A 16,831-nucleotide genomic window follows, 5' to 3' on the forward strand; every position below is an offset into this window, starting at 1 on the left:
GGGCTATTGGATTCCCTTTGCCTGCCCTGCGCAACTGCTTTGGGGAAATCCGAACGGTGCTTGGGCCAGAGAGTTTAGGCGCCCTGCTGCCGGCTCACCATTTCGTTGATCCACGCGGGAGCGTACGGCGAGGTGCAGTTCGGCGGTGTCGGATAGTCCTTGAGCACTTCCAGGCGTTCACCGATTCCGACGGCGCGGGAACGGTACTCCGGGTGGGTGATCCCGATCTGCGCCAGGCAGGTGTTCATGGCCCACTGCAGGCGGCCGGGGGCGTCCTTCATGTCCGACTCGATGATGCCAAGAAGTTCGGCCACATCCAGCCCTTCAGGATTCTTTACGATCCGCTCACTGGTCAGCGCCCAGCCGGCACTGGCGACCACCGGGTCCGGGTCGACGAACCAGGCTGCGCGGACCTCTTCCGCGTGCGGGCTCTTCTTCACCACATAGTTCACCAACCAGTCATGGACTTTGGGCACGCGGGCCTGGCGAAGCATTGTGTCCAGCCCACCGGCGTCGAACGCCTTGGGCCGGCAGATCAGCAGGGCCACCAGCCGGGCAGCGGTGTCCCCGGTCCCCCAGAGTTCGAGGGCCAGCCCGTGCCGGGTCTTCAGCGACTTGGCAACGGCGCGCAGCTTGCTGAGGTTCACACCGTGGTCGTCACCGTGTTTCTCGTTCACGGCCCGCGCCTTCGGGTCTTCCAAAGCGGCAAGCTGGCCCATCACCTCGGCTGCCGCCGGACTCAGTGTCATTGACTGTTCCATCGTGCCTCTCCTCGTTTCGCACGTGAGCCTGGGCTATAACCCCCTGCTGGGCCGGAGGGTCCGGGTTGGGCCGCTCTAATACTCCCTGCGAGCACAGGAGTTTTCGTTGCCGCAGTTCCGCACCCACCGGCTGTCCCAAGTGAGGGACAAGAATCTAGAACAGAGCAACCTGCGGCGTCTGCGGGAAGATCCGGTCCAGCTCCTCCAGATCCTTCTCTGAAGGCACCCACGAAGCGGCTTCGGCGTTCTGCTGCACCTGCTCCGGCTTCGTCGCACCGGCGATCACAGAGGCAACGGAAGGACGCGAAGCCAGCCAGGAGAATGCCACCTGCACCTCAGTCAGACCTCGGTCCTTGGCGAAGTCCCCGAACTCGCGCAGCTGGTCGTAGTCGGCGTTCTCCAGCAGGTTGGTCCGTGAGTGCGTCAGGCGGCTGCCTTCGGGTGCCTGTCCGGAGCTGTACTTGCCGGTGAGCAGGCCGTTAGCCAGCGGGAAGTACGGCAGCACCCCAAGACCATATGCTTCAGCTGCCGGAGTGACTTCCAGTTCCGCGCGGCGGTCCAGCAGGTTGTAGTGGTTCTGCGCGGAGATGAACCGTGTGGTGCCGTTCATCCGTGCCGTGAACTCGGCCTCGGCAATCTGCCAGCCGGTACGGTTCGAGTGCCCGATGTAGCGGACCTTGCCGCTGGAGACGAGGTCGTCCAGCGCCGCCAGAGTCTCATCGATCGGCGTCAGCGGGTCCGGGGTGTGGAACTGGTAGAGGTCGATCCAGTCAGTACCCAGCCGCCGCAGTGACGCCTCCACCGCCGTGACGATGTATTTGCGTGAGCCCCGGGCACCGAAATCGGGGCCGTTGGCACCGTGCATGTCCATGCCGAACTTAGTGGCCAGAACAACGTCGCCCCGGCGGGATCCGAGTGCTTTGCCAAGACGGATTTCGCTCAGGCCCGGCTCGGCGCCGTAGATGTCAGCGGTGTCGAAAAGCGTGATGCCGGCGTCGATCGCGGCGTGTACAACGGCGTCGGTCCCCTCCTGGGACTCAGTCACGGTGCCCGAACGGCCCAGGTTGTTGCAGCCGAGGCCAACCGTGGAAACGGTCAGGCCGGAATTGCCAAGTCTGTTGTAGGTGGTCATCCTGCCACGCTATCAACTGCCTGGGGCGGCACGCCCGAATGACAGGCTAGGAACCGAACACGCTCAGCGCACCGTTGGGGCTGGGCGGCTTGTCCGTCTCAAGGATGTACTGGACCGGTATTGGTCCGGTGGGCAGCAGCCCCGTGTAGATGTTCTCGCGGTTCCGCCGCCGGGGTTCGATTCCGCTCTCCTTCGCCCGCCGTGAGAAGAACGTCGTCGAAACAGGCGTCAATCCGGCCTGCTCGCACCAGATGATGTACATCCCGTACAGGTCGGCAGCCGGGGTGGCTTCGGATTCATCGAGTCCGGTAATAGTGCATTCACGCAGGAAGTCCGCAACGGGACCCTCGCATACCTGTTCCATAAACCCGACCCTAGCCACGGCCCGGACCCTTTGAAAAGGGTTCAGAAGATGAACACTAGTCTTCGCTGCGCAAATGGTCCTCGAAGCTCAGCGGAGCTGCTCCGGTGAGCAGGGCAACGTCATCGCTGACCTGGGCCAGTTCCCCGGTGGCGATCACGGCATAGCTGGTAGCCCAGCCGACTGCCTGCCAGTCCAGGGCACCCGCGGCCCGGCGCGATTCCACTGCCTCTTTCAGCGTCTCGGCATGGTACGTGATGTCCTGGCCCGTGACCCGGGAGAGGATCTCCGCCACCTCGGCCATGGTCAGTGCCTGCGGCCCGGTGAGGGTGTAGGTGCGGCCGGCGTGCTCCTGCGGTGCCATGAGTATCCGGGCGGCTGAGCGGGCGACGTCGCTGCGGGCCACCGGCGCGAACCTGCCGTCACCCGCGGGGCCGCGGATGACGCCGTCGCGCCCCACGAAGGAGGGCAGGATGTCCTGATAGAAGCTGTCCCGGAGGAAGGTGTACCCGAACCCGCCGGCCTTGATGTATTCCTCGGTGTCCCAGTGGTCGCGGCCAAACGTGAACACGTCATTGGGAGCAGCACCCATGAAGGACGTGTACACAATGTGCTGGACCCCGGCTTCCTTCGCCGCGTCAACGAACGTGCGCTGGTCCTGGGCCCGGTAGGGGTTTTCCGCCGCAGACACCATAAACAGGGTGGTTGTGCCCTGCAGGGCCCGCGCAGCGTGTTCCTTGTCCGCGTAGGACACGGCGAATGTCGCAGTGTCCGGCAGCTGCGGGATCTTCGCCGTGTGACGGGCTAGGAGCCGCACGGGAACCCCGGCATCTGTCAGGAGCCGGGCCACCATGCTGCCGAGCGCTCCGGTGGCTCCCGTAACGGCGAGGGGAGGGAGGTTGTTTGGCATTGCCGCCACCTTCTTTCCTTGCCCCGCCGGGCCGCGGAGCTTACTTGATCTTTGGAATCTGGCCGGTTGGCGCCTGCTGCCCCGGGAGGGGCCTGGCGAAGGGAACCTTGGTTCCCAGCACCTGCGCTACGACGTCGTTGGCTACCTGGCGGGCTGTGAGGCCCACCCGCTCCAGGACTTCGGCCCGCGTGCCGTGGTCGAGGAATTCGACCGGCAGGCCAACCTCGTTCAATGCGGTGTCCACCCCGGCGGCACGCATCTCCTGACGGATCCGGGAACCTACTCCCCCGGCCCGCACGCCGTCCTCGATCACGATCACGATCCGGTGCTCGGCTGCCATGCGCACGATTGAGCGCGGCACGGGCAGCACCCATCTGGGGTCCACAACGGTGGAACTGATGCCCTGGTCGCCAAGCCGGTCAGCAACCTCAAGCGCCATTTCCGCCATCGCGCCGACGCTGACAATCAGCACGTCGTTGCTGGCGTCACCGGACGGCCGGCGGGCAAGGATGTCGACGCCGTCCCCAGTGCGGTCCTCTGCGTCCACGTCGGGGCCCACGGTTCCCTTGGAGAAACGCACCACGCTGGGCGCGTCGTTGATGGCAACGGCTTCCCGCAGCTCTTCCCGCAGCCGGGTAGCGTCCCGGGGAGCGGAGAGATGCAGGCCCGGCACGATCTGCAGCATGGACATGTCCCACATGCCGTGGTGGCTGGCACCGTCCGGTCCCGTCACGCCGGCGCGGTCCAGGACAATGGTCACTCCGGCCTTGTGCAGCGCTACGTCCATAAGCAGCTGGTCGAAGGCCCGGTTCAGGAACGTGGCGTAGAGGGCGACCACCGGATGCAGGCCGCCGAAAGCCATGCCCGCGGCGGAGGTCAGGGCGTGCTGCTCGGCAATGCCGACGTCGATGACCCGCTCGGGGTGCCGTTCGGCAAACCGGTGCAGGCCCACCGGGATCAGCATGGCACCGGTAATTCCGACGATGTCCTTGCGTTCGTCTGCGATGTCCGCGATCTCGGTGGCGAAGACGGACGTCCAGGACTGCTTCGCGCCCGAGGAGACCGGTGCGCCGGTCTCCGGATCGATCACGCCCACGGCGTGGAACTGGTCTTCAACGTGGGCCCGCGCCGGCGCGTAGCCGTGGCCCTTCTCGGTGATCGCGTGGACGATCACCGGCCCGCCGTAGTTCTTCGCCTTCTCCAGCGCCTGCTCAACGGCTTCGAGGTCGTGTCCGTCGATCGGGCCGACGTACTTCATGCCCAGGTCTTCGAAGAGTCCCTGGGGCGCCCACCAGTCCTTGATGCCCTTCTTGGCGGCGTGCAGGCTGTGGTACGCGAACCGGCCCACCGGTCCCCCGCTTTGCAGGCGGCCCTTCCACCAGTCCATGGTGTTCTCATACATGTGGTGGGTGCGGACAGCGTCGATGGTCGGGCGCAGGGACGCCAGGTAGTCGGCTACGCCGCCGATGGTCGGCGCGTAGGACCGGCCATTGTCGTTGACGACGATCACCACGCGCCGTTTCTGGTCCGCAGCAATGTTGTTCAGGGCTTCCCAGGCCATGCCGCCCGTCAGGGCGCCGTCACCCACCATGACCACGGTGTAGCGGTCGCCTTCCCCGTTGAGCTGCCGGGCACGGGAAATTCCGTCGGCCCAGGACAGTGAGGAGGAAGCGTGGGAGCTTTCAACGATGTCGTGCACGGATTCGGCCCGGGACGGGTAGCCGGAGAGTCCGCCCTGCTGGCGGAGGGTGGAGAAGTCCTGCCGCCCGGTGAGGATCTTGTGCACGTAGGACTGGTGTCCCGTGTCGAACACGATGCTGTCCCGGGGCGAGTCAAAGACCCGGTGAATGCCCATGGTCAGTTCAACTACACCGAGGTTGGGTCCAAGATGACCGCCGGTCTGGGCCACATTCGTGATGAGGAAGGAGCGGATCTCCCCTGCCAGCGCAGTGAGCTGTGATGAGCTCAGCCTGCTGAGGTCCCGGGGGTCACGGATGGTTTCCAGAAGTCCCAAAGGGGCGCCTCCCTTGCGTTTTGGGCAACGGGCAAACGCACCGTCACAACTTTTAACTCTAACGCCTGCGCAGCACCGGACGTTTCCTCCCGCACGCAAAACGCCCCGTTTCCCCCGATCCGATTTCTCGGAAAGCGGGGAAACGGGGCGTTGTGCTCAGGTGGCCGCAGGCCTACTTTGCCGAAATCTGGCGCAGGACGTACTGCAGGATGCCGCCGTTGCGGTAGTAGTCAGCCTCACCCGGGGTATCGATGCGCAGCACGGCATCGAAGGTGATGGCTTCACCGTTCTCCGGCACCGCGGTGACCTTGACGGTCTTCGGGGTGGTGCCGTTGTTGAGCTCGGTAACGCCCTCAACGGAGAAGGTCTCGGTACCGGTCAGGCCCAGGGACTCGGCGTTTACGCCGGCCGGGTACTGCAGCGGAAGGACGCCCATGCCGATGAGGTTGGAGCGGTGGATACGCTCGTAGCTCTCGGCGATGACTGCCTTGACGCCCAGCAGTGCGGTGCCCTTGGCAGCCCAGTCACGCGAGGAGCCCGAACCGTATTCCTTGCCGGCCAGGACAACCAGCGGAGTGCCGGCAGCCTGGTAGTTCATCGCGGCATCGTAAACAGCAGCCTGCGGTGCGTCGGCCTGGGTGAAGTCGCGGGTGAAGCCGCCTTCAACGCCGTCGAGCAGCTGGTTCTTGATGCGGATGTTGGCGAAGGTGCCGCGGATCATGACTTCGTGGTTTCCACGGCGTGAACCGTAGGAGTTGAAGTCCTTGCGGGCCACTCCGTGCTCCAGCAGGTACTTGCCTGCAGGGGTGTCGGACTTGAAGGAACCGGCCGGGGAGATGTGGTCGGTGGTGACCGAGTCGCCCAGCTTCAGCAGCACGCGTGCACCGTCGATGTTGGTGACCGGCTCCGGCTGTGCCTTCATGCCCTCGAAGTACGGGGGCTTCCGGACGTACGTGGACTCCGAATCCCATTCGAAAGTTGCACCTTCGGGTGTGGGCAGGGACTTCCAGCGGTCGTCGCCTTCGAAGATGGTGCCGTAGCTGTCGGTGAACATCTTCTTGTCGATGGAAGCATCGATGATCTCCTGGACCTCGACCGGGTTCGGCCAGATGTCCTTCAGGAAGATGTCGTTGCCTTCGGCATCCTGGCCCAGGGCGTCGTTCTCGAAGTCGAAGTCCATGGAACCGGCCAGTGCGTAGGCCACTACCAGCGGCGGGGAAGCCAGGTAGTTCATCTTCACGTCCGGGTTGATGCGGCCTTCGAAGTTGCGGTTGCCGGAGAGCACTGCGGTAACTGCGAGGTCGGCTTCGTTGATCGCGGTGGAGATTTCGTCTTCCAGCGGACCGGAGTTGCCGATGCAGGTGGCGCAGCCGTAGCCGACCACGAAGAAGCCGAGCTTCTCCAGGTACGGGATCAGGCCGGACTTCTCGTAGTAGTCGGTGACTACCTTGGAGCCCGGTGCGATCGAGGTCTTGACCCACGGCTGGGCAACGAGGCCCTTTTCGACGGCGTTGCGTGCCAGTACGGCAGCGGCCATCATCACCGACGGGTTGGACGTGTTGGTGCAGGAAGTGATCGAGGCGATCGTCACGGCACCGTGGTCCAGCTCGAAGCTGCGGCCGTCGGGCATGGTGACGGGAACCTTGTTCACCGAGCGCTCGGCGGGGGCATCGGATTCCTTGACCAGGTCGTGTTCCTTGTCCTGGATCTTGGTGCTGCCCTCGGCGAAGGACGGGGCGTCCGAGGCCGGGAAGGTCTCTTCCAGTGCCTCGTCAACGGTGCCGTTCTCGGCCTCAACGCTCTCGTGCACGTAGTTCTTGAGGTCGGCACGGAACTGCTGCTTGGCGTTCGTGAGCTCGACGCGGTCCTGCGGACGCTTCGGGCCGGCGATCGAGGGAACAACAGTGGAGAGGTCCAGCTCGAGGTACTCGGAGTACTTGACCTCGTTCGACGGATCGTGCCAGAGGCCCTGCTCCTTGGCGTAGGCCTCAACGAGGGCTACGTTCTCCTCGGAGCGGCCGGTGAGGCGCAGGTAGTCCAGGGTCACGTCGTCGATCGGGAAGATCGCGGCGGTGGAACCGAACTCGGGGCTCATGTTGCCGATGGTGGCGCGGTTGGCCAGCGGCACGGAGGCTACGCCTTCGCCGTAGAACTCAACGAACTTGCCGACGACGCCGTGCTTGCGCAGCATCTCGGTGATGGTGAGGACGACGTCGGTGGCGGTGGCGCCGGCCGGGATTTCACCGGTGAGTTTGAAGCCGACAACACGCGGGATGAGCATGGAGACAGGCTGGCCGAGCATTGCTGCTTCGGCTTCGATGCCGCCAACGCCCCAGCCGAGCACGCCCAGGCCGTTGACCATGGTGGTGTGGGAGTCGGTACCGACACAGGTATCCGGGTAGGCCCGCAGGACGCCGTCAACTTCGCGTGTCATAACCGTACGGGCCAGGTACTCGATGTTGACCTGGTGGACAATGCCCATTCCCGGGGGGACAACCTTGAAGTCGTCGAATGCGGTCTGGCCCCAGCGCAGGAACTGGTAACGCTCGCCGTTGCGCTGGTATTCGATCTCCATGTTGCGCTCGAGAGCGCCGGCGTTGCCGAAAGCATCGATCTGCACGGAGTGGTCGATGACCATTTCGGCCGGTGCCAGCGGGTTCACGCGCTTGGGATCGCCGCCGAGATCGGCAACGGCTTCACGCATGGTTGCCAGGTCAACGATGCAGGGAACACCGGTGAAGTCCTGCATGATCACGCGGGCAGGCGTGAACTGGATTTCGGTGCTGGGCTCTGCGTTGGCATCCCACTTGGCCAGTGCACGGACGTGGTCCGCAGTGATGTTGGCACCGTCTTCGGTGCGCAGCAGGTTCTCCAGCAGAACCTTGAGGCTGAACGGAAGGCTCTGGGCGCCCTCGACGGAATTCAGCCGGAAAATTTCATACTCGTTCCCGCCGACGTTCAAGACGCCTTTGGAACCGAAGCTGTCCACATTACTCATAACAGGACTCCTCTCGCCACCGTTTTATCTTTGTCCAGTGATCCGCCGCACGCTAGTTAGGATTTCCTAACCGGCACAGCTGTTGGGCCCGGCCGGGAAATGGTGGGTGATTTCCCGGGCTGGCTAGTCCCCCCTGCCGTGCAAACGTTCCAGCGGGAATCCCTACGGCACGGAGCCGGACAACTGCTCCCATCCTAGCCGGATACGCGCCTGCCGGACCTGATCACCGCGCCGGGGTGGAAGCATAACGCTCGCCACATCCCGCCGCGGTGTCCCTGGCCGGCAGCCGCGGGCGCCGCGCTACGGCCGGTTAAGTACGGCGAAGGACTCCATGTGATGGGTGTGCGGGTACAGGTCGAAGACGCGCAGGGTGTCCAGTTCCCAGCCCGCTTCGCGGAACCAGGCAAGGTCACGGGCGAAGGATGCGGGATCGCAGGAGACGTACCCGATGGCACGCGGACCGGCAGCCGATACCTGGTCGACTACAGTCCGGCCCGCGCCGGTGCGCGGCGGATCCAGAAGTACGACGTCGAGCCCTCCTTCGCGGGTCCGCAGGACACGGTCCACCCTGCCCTGCACCACTTCGACCTGACCGGCGGCGAAAAGGTTCTTGCGAGCATCCCGGCTTGTCCCGGGTGAGCCCTCAACGGAGAGCACATGCCCTGAGGGGCCCGCGGCGTCGGCCAGCGGAGCGGTGAAGAGGCCTGCACCGGCAAAGAGGTCGGCAACCCGTTCGCCTTCCTGGACCTGCAGTCCGGACAGAACGGCCGCGGTCAGGACTTCGGGGGCACTGCGGTGGATCTGCCAGAAACCTGCACCGGTGACCCGGTATTCGTGTCCGGCTGCATGCTCACGCACCCACGTCCGTCCCCGCAGGCGGGTCAGTTCATGGTTTTCGGGATCCCACGCTGCCACGGAGACGGTTTCTCCTGCACCGGCGTCAGCCGCCGCTCCCACCTCGGATGCAATCCGCGCCAGCGTCCTGGGATGGGTTCCGGCTGACGGGATGAGAAGGACCAGCGGAGGCCCGCCGGCCGCAGGAGCTGCAACCTCAACGCGGTCCGCACCGGTGAAATCCACTTCCCAGAGGCTAAGGGCATTGATGGCGGCAGTGGCCAGGGGCATTTCCTGGACCGGAACAAGGTCATCGGACCGGTGCGGGTGCATCGCCAGCCGGCCGCCGGGAGCCACGGAGAAGCTCGCCCGGGTACGCCAGCCGAGGCCGTCCGGGTTCTCATCCGCAGGCACCTCTACGGATATTTCCCGCTCAACGCCCCCCAGCCGCTTGAGCTGTTCAGCGAAGATCCCGGCCTTAAGCCGGCGCTGCTCGCCGAGCTCGATGTGGCCGAACTCGGCGCCGCCTACGGGCAGCCGGCCGCGGGATCCGGCTTTGAGCGCATCGGCGGGCGCCCAGAAGTGCGCCACGCGCGAAGGCGAGGCTTCCAGGACCTCCACAGTGTCGGCACGCCAGAACTTAGCCTTTGGACCGGCGTCCGTCAGCCGTGCACGCACTCGCTCCCCGGGCAGCGCGTGGCGGACAAACACCACGCGGCCTTCGTGCCGGGCAACGAAGTGCCCGCCGTGTGCGGCAGGGCCGACAGTCAGTTCAAGCTCGCGGGGCGGATTCATTTCGGGCAGGTTTTCGCGGGTCATTGTGCGTTCGAACTTCCGTGTTGGTGCTAAAACACCATCACACCACGATTTCGGGCCGCTGCCGGACTATGCTTTCCTTTGGCCCGGAGCGGGATACGGCAGTATGCGGGGAATCCCGCTTGAACATGAGGTAGGACACGGTGGCCCATTACGTGATCATGGGGTGCGGCAGGGTTGGCGCCATGCTGGCGCACACCCTGGACAATGCCGGGCACTCGGTGGCGGTCATCGACCAGGATCCCCAGGCTTTCCGGCGCCTGCGCCCGGCCTTCACCGGAAGCCGCGTCACCGGCGTCGGATTTGACCGCACCACACTTGAACAGGCGGGAATCGAGGAGGCGTACGCGTTCGCGGCGGTTTCGAGCGGCGACAATTCGAACATCCTCTCCACCCGGGTGGCACGTGAGACGTTCCATGTTCCGCACGTGGTTGCACGGATCTACGATCCCGGCCGCGCCGAGATCTACCAGCGCCTGGGTATTCCTACGGTCGCAGCCGTGCGCTGGAGCGCAGACCAGGTGCTGCGGCGGATCCTGCCCGAACAGAGCATCAACGGGGATTTCCGTGAGTCCTCAGGCAGGCTCATCCTGGGCGAACTGTCGCTGGATCCGTCCTGGCTGGGCCGGCCCCTTCATGAGGTGGAAGCCGCAGCAGGGGTCCGCATTGCCTACCTGACCCGCTTCGGCGAAGGGGTGCTCCCCCGCCCGGATACCAGTTACCAGCAGGGCGACGTCCTGCACGCCATGATGCACGTTGAACGAACCGCGGAGATCAGCCGGGTGCTCTCGGCTCCGCCGGCAAAGGAGAATCCGTGAAGGTTGTGATTGCCGGCGCAGGCAGCGTTGGATCCTCGATCGCCAAGGAACTGCTCTCCCACGGGCACGATGTCCTGCTGATCGATGAGAAGCCGGGCACCGAGGGGCGCAGCGAGCTCGACGGCGCTTCCTGGCTGATCGGCGACGCCTGCGAACTCTCCACCTTGAAGGACGCAAAGCTGGATCTGGCTGACGTAGTTGTCTCCGCCACCGGTGATGACAAGGTGAACCTCGTCGTCTCGCTGCTGGCAAAGACCGAGTTCGGCGTGGCCAGGACCGTGGGACGGGTCAACAATCCCAAGAACGACTGGATGTTCGACGATTCCTGGGGCGTGGATGTTGCCGTCAACACTCCTCGGCTGATGACCGCGCTGGTGGAAGAGGCCGTGGAGGTCGGCGACCTGGTGCGCCTGCTGACCCTGCAGACCGGTGTCTCCTCGATGGTGGAGTTCACCGTGCCGGGCGCTTCGCCGATGGTCGGTGCCCGGGTGGGCTCCGTACCGTGGCCGCAGGACTCAACGCTGGTGGCGATCCTGCGGGACGACGCTCCGATCACGCCCAGTGCCGACGACGTGGTTGAAGGCGGCGACGAGCTCTTCTTCGTCACCACCATCGCCGCGGAAGATGAACTGCGTGACCTGCTGGCCCCGAAGGACTAGGGTTCGCGGACCGCAACCGGCCGGGAAATGACCCAGGCCAGCCAAAGGCCCAGTGCGTAGAGAGGCACTCCCATTGCCAGGCGCATGGTGCCAAGGGCCGCAACGTTGTCCGCAAGGTAGAGCGGCAGCTGCACGGCAAGGCGCAGCGCGAAAACGGAGATGATGATCCAGGTGGCCAGGGTGTAGGACCGCAGCCGCTTTGGCTCGTTGCGCCAGGACACGTTTTCCCCGCGGATAAACCCGAACAGCAGTCCGGCCACTGGCCACTTGACCGCCACGGAAATGATGAACGCCAGGATGTACGCGCCGTTGAGGTAGAAACCGGGCAGAAAGAACGTGGTTCCGCTTCCGCTGCGCAGGGCAAACACTGCACAGATGGCGACGCCGATGACTCCGGTGAGCGACTGCACCAGCGGCCGCTTCTGCACAAGGTTGGCGGCGGCGAAGGCGCCTGCGGCGACCACGGCGGCACCCAGCGAGAGATACAGGCCGGACGTAATGGTGTAGAGCAGCGTGAACAGCAGGCCGGGAAGAATCGCCTCCGCCAGTCCGCGGACTCCCCCTACCGACTTCAGGACATCAATCTGTCCGTCATCTCCACGCTCGACGCCGGAGCGTGCGGCGTACTGGCCCGCCAGCTCACTCATCGAAGGCTGGCCGTCGGGACGGCCCTTTCCTTCAGACTCTGGGCTGGTGTTCATAGCTGGCCTTCCGGACGTCCAATGATTTCGTAACGGGGGTTGAAGACGGTGGGCTGCCCGCCGACACTGCACACCATCCCTTCGAACGCTACCTGAGTCCCGGCGACGATGCCGGGGATGCGCCGCTGGCCGATCCAGACCAGACGGACCCGGCGACGCGCCTGCGCCGCAGCCGGATCCCGGTAAGCGCCCTGCAGGTCGCCCAGCACGGCCGTAAAGCGCGGAGCGGCATCAGCGGGCACCAGAGTGACTGACTCCACGTAGCCGCTGCTGTGTGCCCGCCCGCGTTCGGGGAGATCGGCGATCCGCAGCCGGGCGGATGCTCCGGCCACCGGCGGCATGCGCTTAGCCAATGGTGGTGATTTCCGGTCCGCGCTGCGGCGGCTCCGGCTTCGATGCTTCCTCGCCGCGCTTCGGCAGCGGAGAGGCATCGCGCGGCAGCGTCAGCTGCAGCAGGTCCCGTGGCGGCAGCGGGGCGTCGCCGCGGACCACCACAACGTTGCGGAAGACATCTTCCAGCGGGGCGGCTGCGTCCGGGTTCATCGCTGCCGGGCCGCCGAAGACACCGCGCAGGAACCAGCGCGGACCGTCGACCCCCACGAAGCGTGCCACCCGGTAGCCCTTGGACCCGTCCTGGGCCTGGGCCGGCACACGGGCCAGCAGCTCGGTCCCGAGCCTGCCCTCGAGTTCATCAGCTGTGCCGCCCTGGGAAGAAACGGACTTCACGATCTGCCCGCGGATCTCATCCCAGAGTGTTTCCGACTTCGGCGCAGCGAAGGCCTGCAGCTGGAGGCTGGACCCGTCCATGTCCAGGGTCACGGCGACAACGCGCTTGGTCTTCTCCTCGACTTCAAGCCGGAGGGCAAGTCCCTGCGTCGCGGCGATGCGGAGCGCGCCGAGGTCCACGTAGCCGTCCTCGGAGGGACGGTCGGCGACGTCGAAGGGTCCGTGCTCGGGACCGCCGTCAGCGGCGCTTCCGCCGTCTGCTTCCTCTGCCCCGGGCACGTAGCCGGATTCCGCCCGGTCTTTCCTGCGGCGTCCAAATGCCATCGCCTGATCCTCTTTCCTCGTCTGTTCCGGGCAGTTGAACCCGGAATATAGCGGCCTAAGCCGTCGCCGTACCGAATCCGCCGGTGGAACCAAAGCCGCCTGCGCCGCGGACGGAATCGGAAAGCTCCGCCACCGGCTCGAATTCTGCGGTTTCAACCCGCTGGATGACCATCTGCGCGATTCGGTCTCCGCGCTTCAGCCTGATCGGTTCAGCCTTGTCCGTATTTAACAGTGTGACGGAGATTTCACCCCGGTAACCCGCGTCAACGGTACCGGGTGCGTTAACTACCGTGAGCCCGTGCTTCGCAGCGAGCCCTGAACGCGGGTGGATAAGCGCCACGTAGCCAAAGGGAAGGGCAATGGCGACGCCGGTGGGAACCAGGGCACGCTCGCCGGGGGCCAGTTCGACGTCGACCCGTGCACGGAGATCCGCACCGGCATCCCCGGGATGGGCGTAGGACGGCGCTTCGAGGCCGTCGTCGAGCATTTTCAGCTGGACTTTCACACTGGGTCCTGCTTGCTGCACAGCTGTCTCCGGGATCTTTCTGGAACGGGTTTTCGGGGCACGCGGACCCGCAAAGGGGGTGTCCGGCAGCGCCTTGACCACTTTAGCGCGTACAACTCCCGTCAGCCCGCCCGCCGCGCGGGGTCCCGGCCGGCAGGCCCGCAAGATGAAAACCCGGCGCAAAGGTGGAAAGCTGGGAGTATGTCGACCCCCGCTGCCCAAAGCCCTGCCCAGACCGTCCTTTATTCCGAGCGGCTGCTGCCGGCATTCTGGATCTGGCTGGTGGTCGCCGGCATCGCGGGGACTTTCGTCCTGGCCTTTATCCCCATCAGTCTGCTCACCGGCATTATCGTCGCCGTGGTTGCGGCCGTGGCGCTCACGGTCCTGCTGCTGATGTCCACACCGGTAATCCGGGTAACACCCCAGGTCCTGCAGGTGGGGCGGGCCCAGATTGAGCGCAAATGGGTGGGGGAAGTCCAGGCCTTCCGCGGCGAGGATGCCACCCAGCAGCGGGGCCCGGCCCTGAATGCCACCGCTTACCTGTGTATCCGGGGCTGGATCAGTCCGGTCGTAAAGATCGAGATTACTGATCCCGCTGACCGTACCCCCTACTGGCTCACGTCCACCCGCCATCCGGAGAAGCTGGCCGCAGCGCTTCAGGCTGCGGCGTAACCTTCCCGGACTGCGCTCAGCCTACGCAGTCGATGCAGTAGTAGAGCCCGTCTTTTTCCTCCGCGATCTGGGACCTGTGCCGAACCAGGAAGCATGATGCACAGGTGAATTCGTCCTGCTGGGCCGGCAGGACCCTAACCATCAGCTCTTCACCCGAAAGATCTGCTCCCGGCAGTTCAAAGCTGTCTGCGGTTTCGGCTTCGTCTTCATCCACTACTGCGGACTGGGTGTTCGTCCGCCGTGTCTTGAGTTCTTCAATTGATTCTTCGCTGGCGTCCTCGTCGGCCTTCCGCGGCGCGTCGTAGTCTGTCGCCATATTTCTCATCCCACCATCCGGTGTCGGTACTGCACGGGTATTTCCGGCACGTTGCTGCGGTACCGGGCTTCGGCCCGGAACCGCAGAGCGGCTCGGAGTACTCAACGCCGCGGACCGCATGTTTGTGCCCGCAGAAGAGAGATTTTTGTCCGCTGGGAACGAAATAGCCACGCCCGCGCGTCCTGGAGCGTCCGTACGGGCAAAGAATGGCGCCGCCCGCGGCTGCGGATCCGCGCCACACCGGCCTAAACGGTAGGATTTTCAAGGCCCGGGTGGCATTGTTTCAAGGAGGAGTTGGCATCGATAGCGAGGATTTTTTCATGCAGGATCTACGGCTCGTGGGTGTCCATGAGGGCGGCGAACATCTGCTGCTGAGCGGTCGGGGCGGCGAAACCTTCCGGCTCCGCATCGACGAAGCCCTGCGCGTTGCCGCTGCCCGTCCGGCACGGCGGGCCGGGCAGCCGGCTGAGCCGGACGCCGGACCAACCATGACCCCCCGTGATATCCAGGCCCGCATCCGTGCCGGAGCCAGCGCAGAGGACGTCGCTGAGCTCTCCGGACACGACCTCGCGCACATCCGCCGTTATGAAGGTCCAGTGCTTGCTGAGCGTGAGTACATTGCCCGCCAGGCACAGTCCGTAGAGGTTGCAGCTCCCATGTCCGCAGCGCAGGACAGCCACCGTTCAGCGTTTGGCGACTCCCCTGTGAGCCTCGGCGAAATGGTCAGCCACCGCCTGCGTGCCTTCGGTGTTGATCCCGAAACCGTGGTGTGGGACTCGTGGCGCCGCCCGGAAGGCTCCTGGGACGTCGTTGCCCGCTTCAGCCTGGCTGAGAACTCCCGCGTTTCCGTCGGCGAAGAACCTCCTGCCCGCTGGACCTACAGTCCGCTGCGCCGTCAGGTCACCAATTCAAACCGGTGGGCCCAGCTGCTCAGTGAACTCGCGCCCGTTGACTCCCCTGTGCCGGCCCGGAGGCTTTCCGCGGTGGCCGACCGCGTCTTCGACTTCGAAACGGATACGGCTCCCGAAGAGCCCGTTACCGTAAGCGAGGAGGAAACCGACGAGCTGCTGAACGTACTGCGCTCCCGCCGTGGACAGCGGCTTGGTACCGATGAAGAGGGCGACGACGCATTGGCCGCCCTGCTCGCAAAAGGCAGCATCCCGGCCGCCCACCCGCGCGAAGGCCAGGCCGAACTCGAAGACGAGTCCGCACACCGGCCGCGCACCGGCAGGCTGAGCCTTGCCCCGGTACCCCCGGGCGGGGAAGAGGACGCGACGGACGCGCCAGACCCTGAGCCGGTTGCCGATCCGCTGCGCCTTGACGAAGGAATCAGTACCTCAACCAAGGAGATCAGCATCCTGGCCAAGCCGCTGCGCGGCTCCCGGCCGGACAGCCAGTCCGCCCCGGAGAAGCCCGACGAAGACCGTGGGGAAACCCCGGAACAGGCGGTCAAGGAACCGGTCACCGAACGCCGGATCAAGCCGAAACGCTCTTCCGTGCCCAGCTGGGACGAGATCGTCTTCGGCACCAAGGGCGATTAGCGGGGCATTGCCGGTCTCTGCGGACTAGCTGCGCGGCCTCTCGAGGGCGCAGACGTCCGGGTCCTCTCCCATGCCGGCGAAACGGGCAGCCTGCTGGGCGCCCATCCGGCGCATGTAGTGGCGGCGGCAAAGAGTCTCGTAGCCCACGACCGGTGCGGCTCCGGCTTCCTCCGGCTCAAACAGTGCTTCCGGTGCGGGGTCCGCTGAACGCTTGTCCACGTCTCCCACAACCACCTGGTCACCGGTCACGACCATTACGCCGTCCACCGTGCGGGCGTTGTGCGTAGCCCGGCGGCCGCACCAGCACAGCGCCCGCACCTGCAGTACTTCGATCCGGTCCGCGAGCTCGATCAGCCGCCGGGAACCGGGAAACAGCCTGGTGCGGAAGTCCGTGGTGATGCCGAAGGCGAAGACGTCGATGTCCATCTCATCCACTATCCGGGCAAGCTGCTCAATCTGTCCTTCGCTGTAGAACTGTGCCTCATCGCAGATCAGGTAGTCCACCCGGTCACCCGCGCTGCGGCTGCGGATTACTTCGTCCCAAAAGTCGGTGGTGTCCCGGACCTCCGCCGCGCGGGTTTTCAGGCCCAGCCGGCTTGAAATCATGGCGTTGCCGGCACGGTCGTTGCGGCTGAAGAGGATCCCTCCGCGCCCCCGGGCACTGTGGTTGTAATCCATTTGCAGCGCCAGGGTGGACTTGCCGCAGTCCATGGTCCCGGAGAAGAAAACGAGCTCTGCCATAA

17 protein-coding genes are annotated in these 16,831 nt (G+C 65.2%); 4 read left to right on the forward strand and 13 right to left on the reverse strand.

The features are described from left to right. Positions 1-74: 74 nt before the first annotated feature. From AO716_RS13750 to AO716_RS13780, 7 genes are all read right to left on the reverse strand, one after another. On the reverse strand, positions 75-749 hold the full coding sequence (locus AO716_RS13750) for a DNA alkylation repair protein (RefSeq protein WP_200907626.1): 675 nt from the start codon (positions 747-749) through the stop codon (positions 75-77). Between the two features lie 166 nt (positions 750-915). Continuing rightward, the gene (locus tag AO716_RS13755; RefSeq protein WP_055241633.1) at positions 916-1,893 is read right to left on the reverse strand and encodes an aldo/keto reductase; all 978 of its coding nucleotides are present in this window, start codon (positions 1,891-1,893) and stop codon (positions 916-918) included. Between the two features lie 46 nt (positions 1,894-1,939). After that, positions 1,940-2,257: a primase-like DNA-binding domain-containing protein gene (locus AO716_RS13760; protein ID WP_055241635.1), complete on the reverse strand. Its 318-nt coding sequence runs from the start codon at positions 2,255-2,257 to the stop codon at positions 1,940-1,942. Positions 2,258-2,312: 55 nt separating this feature from the next. Next, a complete protein-coding gene (locus AO716_RS13765; protein ID WP_055242281.1) occupies positions 2,313-3,164 on the reverse strand; it encodes an SDR family oxidoreductase in 852 nt (283 codons plus the stop codon). A 40-nt stretch (positions 3,165-3,204) separates the two neighbouring features. After that, positions 3,205-5,178, reverse strand: coding sequence for a 1-deoxy-D-xylulose-5-phosphate synthase (dxs, locus tag AO716_RS13770; RefSeq protein WP_055241637.1), 1,974 nt, complete (start codon positions 5,176-5,178; stop codon positions 3,205-3,207). Between the two features lie 172 nt (positions 5,179-5,350). Continuing rightward, positions 5,351-8,176: an aconitate hydratase gene (locus AO716_RS13775; RefSeq protein ID WP_055241639.1), complete on the reverse strand. Its 2,826-nt coding sequence runs from the start codon at positions 8,174-8,176 to the stop codon at positions 5,351-5,353. Positions 8,177-8,476: 300 nt separating this feature from the next. Continuing rightward, positions 8,477-9,829 (reverse strand): class I SAM-dependent RNA methyltransferase, encoded by a 1,353-nt coding sequence (locus tag AO716_RS13780; protein ID WP_055241641.1) that lies wholly within the window; start codon positions 9,827-9,829, stop codon positions 8,477-8,479. Between the two features lie 140 nt (positions 9,830-9,969). Here AO716_RS13780 and AO716_RS13785 point away from each other — a divergent pair, with 140 nt between their 5' ends. After that, positions 9,970-10,644 carry a potassium channel family protein gene (locus AO716_RS13785; protein WP_055241643.1) on the forward strand — a complete coding sequence of 225 codons (675 nt, stop codon included), beginning with the start codon at positions 9,970-9,972 and terminating at the stop codon, positions 10,642-10,644. Continuing rightward, the gene (locus AO716_RS13790) at positions 10,641-11,303 is read left to right on the forward strand and encodes a potassium channel family protein (protein ID WP_055241646.1); all 663 of its coding nucleotides are present in this window, start codon (positions 10,641-10,643) and stop codon (positions 11,301-11,303) included. The genes AO716_RS13785 and AO716_RS13790 overlap by 4 nt, the downstream gene beginning before the upstream one ends. Here AO716_RS13790 and AO716_RS13795 read toward each other — a convergent pair. From AO716_RS13795 to dut, 4 genes are read right to left on the reverse strand one after another with little or no spacing between them, the layout of a single operon-like run. Beyond that, positions 11,300-12,004 carry a DUF3159 domain-containing protein gene (locus tag AO716_RS13795; RefSeq protein WP_055241648.1) on the reverse strand — a complete coding sequence of 235 codons (705 nt, stop codon included), beginning with the start codon at positions 12,002-12,004 and terminating at the stop codon, positions 11,300-11,302. The genes AO716_RS13790 and AO716_RS13795 overlap by 4 nt on opposite strands. Continuing rightward, positions 12,001-12,357 (reverse strand): hypothetical protein, encoded by a 357-nt coding sequence (locus AO716_RS13800; RefSeq protein WP_229780067.1) that lies wholly within the window; start codon positions 12,355-12,357, stop codon positions 12,001-12,003. Before AO716_RS13800 ends, AO716_RS13795 begins: the two co-directional genes overlap by 4 nt. Further along, on the reverse strand, positions 12,350-13,054 hold the full coding sequence (locus AO716_RS13805; protein ID WP_055241652.1) for a DUF3710 domain-containing protein: 705 nt from the start codon (positions 13,052-13,054) through the stop codon (positions 12,350-12,352). The genes AO716_RS13800 and AO716_RS13805 overlap by 8 nt, the downstream gene beginning before the upstream one ends. Before the next feature lie 55 nt (positions 13,055-13,109). After that, a complete protein-coding gene (gene dut, locus AO716_RS13810) occupies positions 13,110-13,595 on the reverse strand; it encodes a dUTP diphosphatase (RefSeq protein ID WP_235472114.1) in 486 nt (161 codons plus the stop codon). 165 nt (positions 13,596-13,760) lie between these two features. On the opposite strand from dut, the gene AO716_RS13815 reads away from it, so the two are divergent. Then, complete coding sequence (locus AO716_RS13815) at positions 13,761-14,231, forward strand: DUF3093 domain-containing protein (protein WP_055241655.1); 471 nt, start codon at positions 13,761-13,763, stop codon at positions 14,229-14,231. Positions 14,232-14,247: 16 nt separating this feature from the next. Here AO716_RS13815 and AO716_RS13820 read toward each other — a convergent pair whose 3' ends face one another. Further along, positions 14,248-14,547 carry a DUF4193 domain-containing protein gene (locus tag AO716_RS13820; RefSeq protein WP_055241657.1) on the reverse strand — a complete coding sequence of 100 codons (300 nt, stop codon included), beginning with the start codon at positions 14,545-14,547 and terminating at the stop codon, positions 14,248-14,250. A 320-nt stretch (positions 14,548-14,867) separates the two neighbouring features. Between AO716_RS13820 and sepH the strand changes: the two genes are divergently transcribed. Further along, complete coding sequence (sepH, locus tag AO716_RS13825; protein WP_055241659.1) at positions 14,868-16,088, forward strand: septation protein SepH; 1,221 nt, start codon at positions 14,868-14,870, stop codon at positions 16,086-16,088. 24 nt (positions 16,089-16,112) lie between these two features. Here the strand turns inward: sepH and AO716_RS13830 are convergent, their stop codons facing one another. Then, positions 16,113-16,829: a thymidine kinase gene (locus AO716_RS13830; RefSeq protein WP_055241661.1), complete on the reverse strand. Its 717-nt coding sequence runs from the start codon at positions 16,827-16,829 to the stop codon at positions 16,113-16,115. Positions 16,830-16,831 lie beyond the last annotated feature (2 nt).

Source organism: Arthrobacter sp. Edens01 (assembly GCF_001307035.1).
In the GTDB taxonomy this organism is placed as follows: domain Bacteria; phylum Actinomycetota; class Actinomycetes; order Actinomycetales; family Micrococcaceae; genus Arthrobacter_B.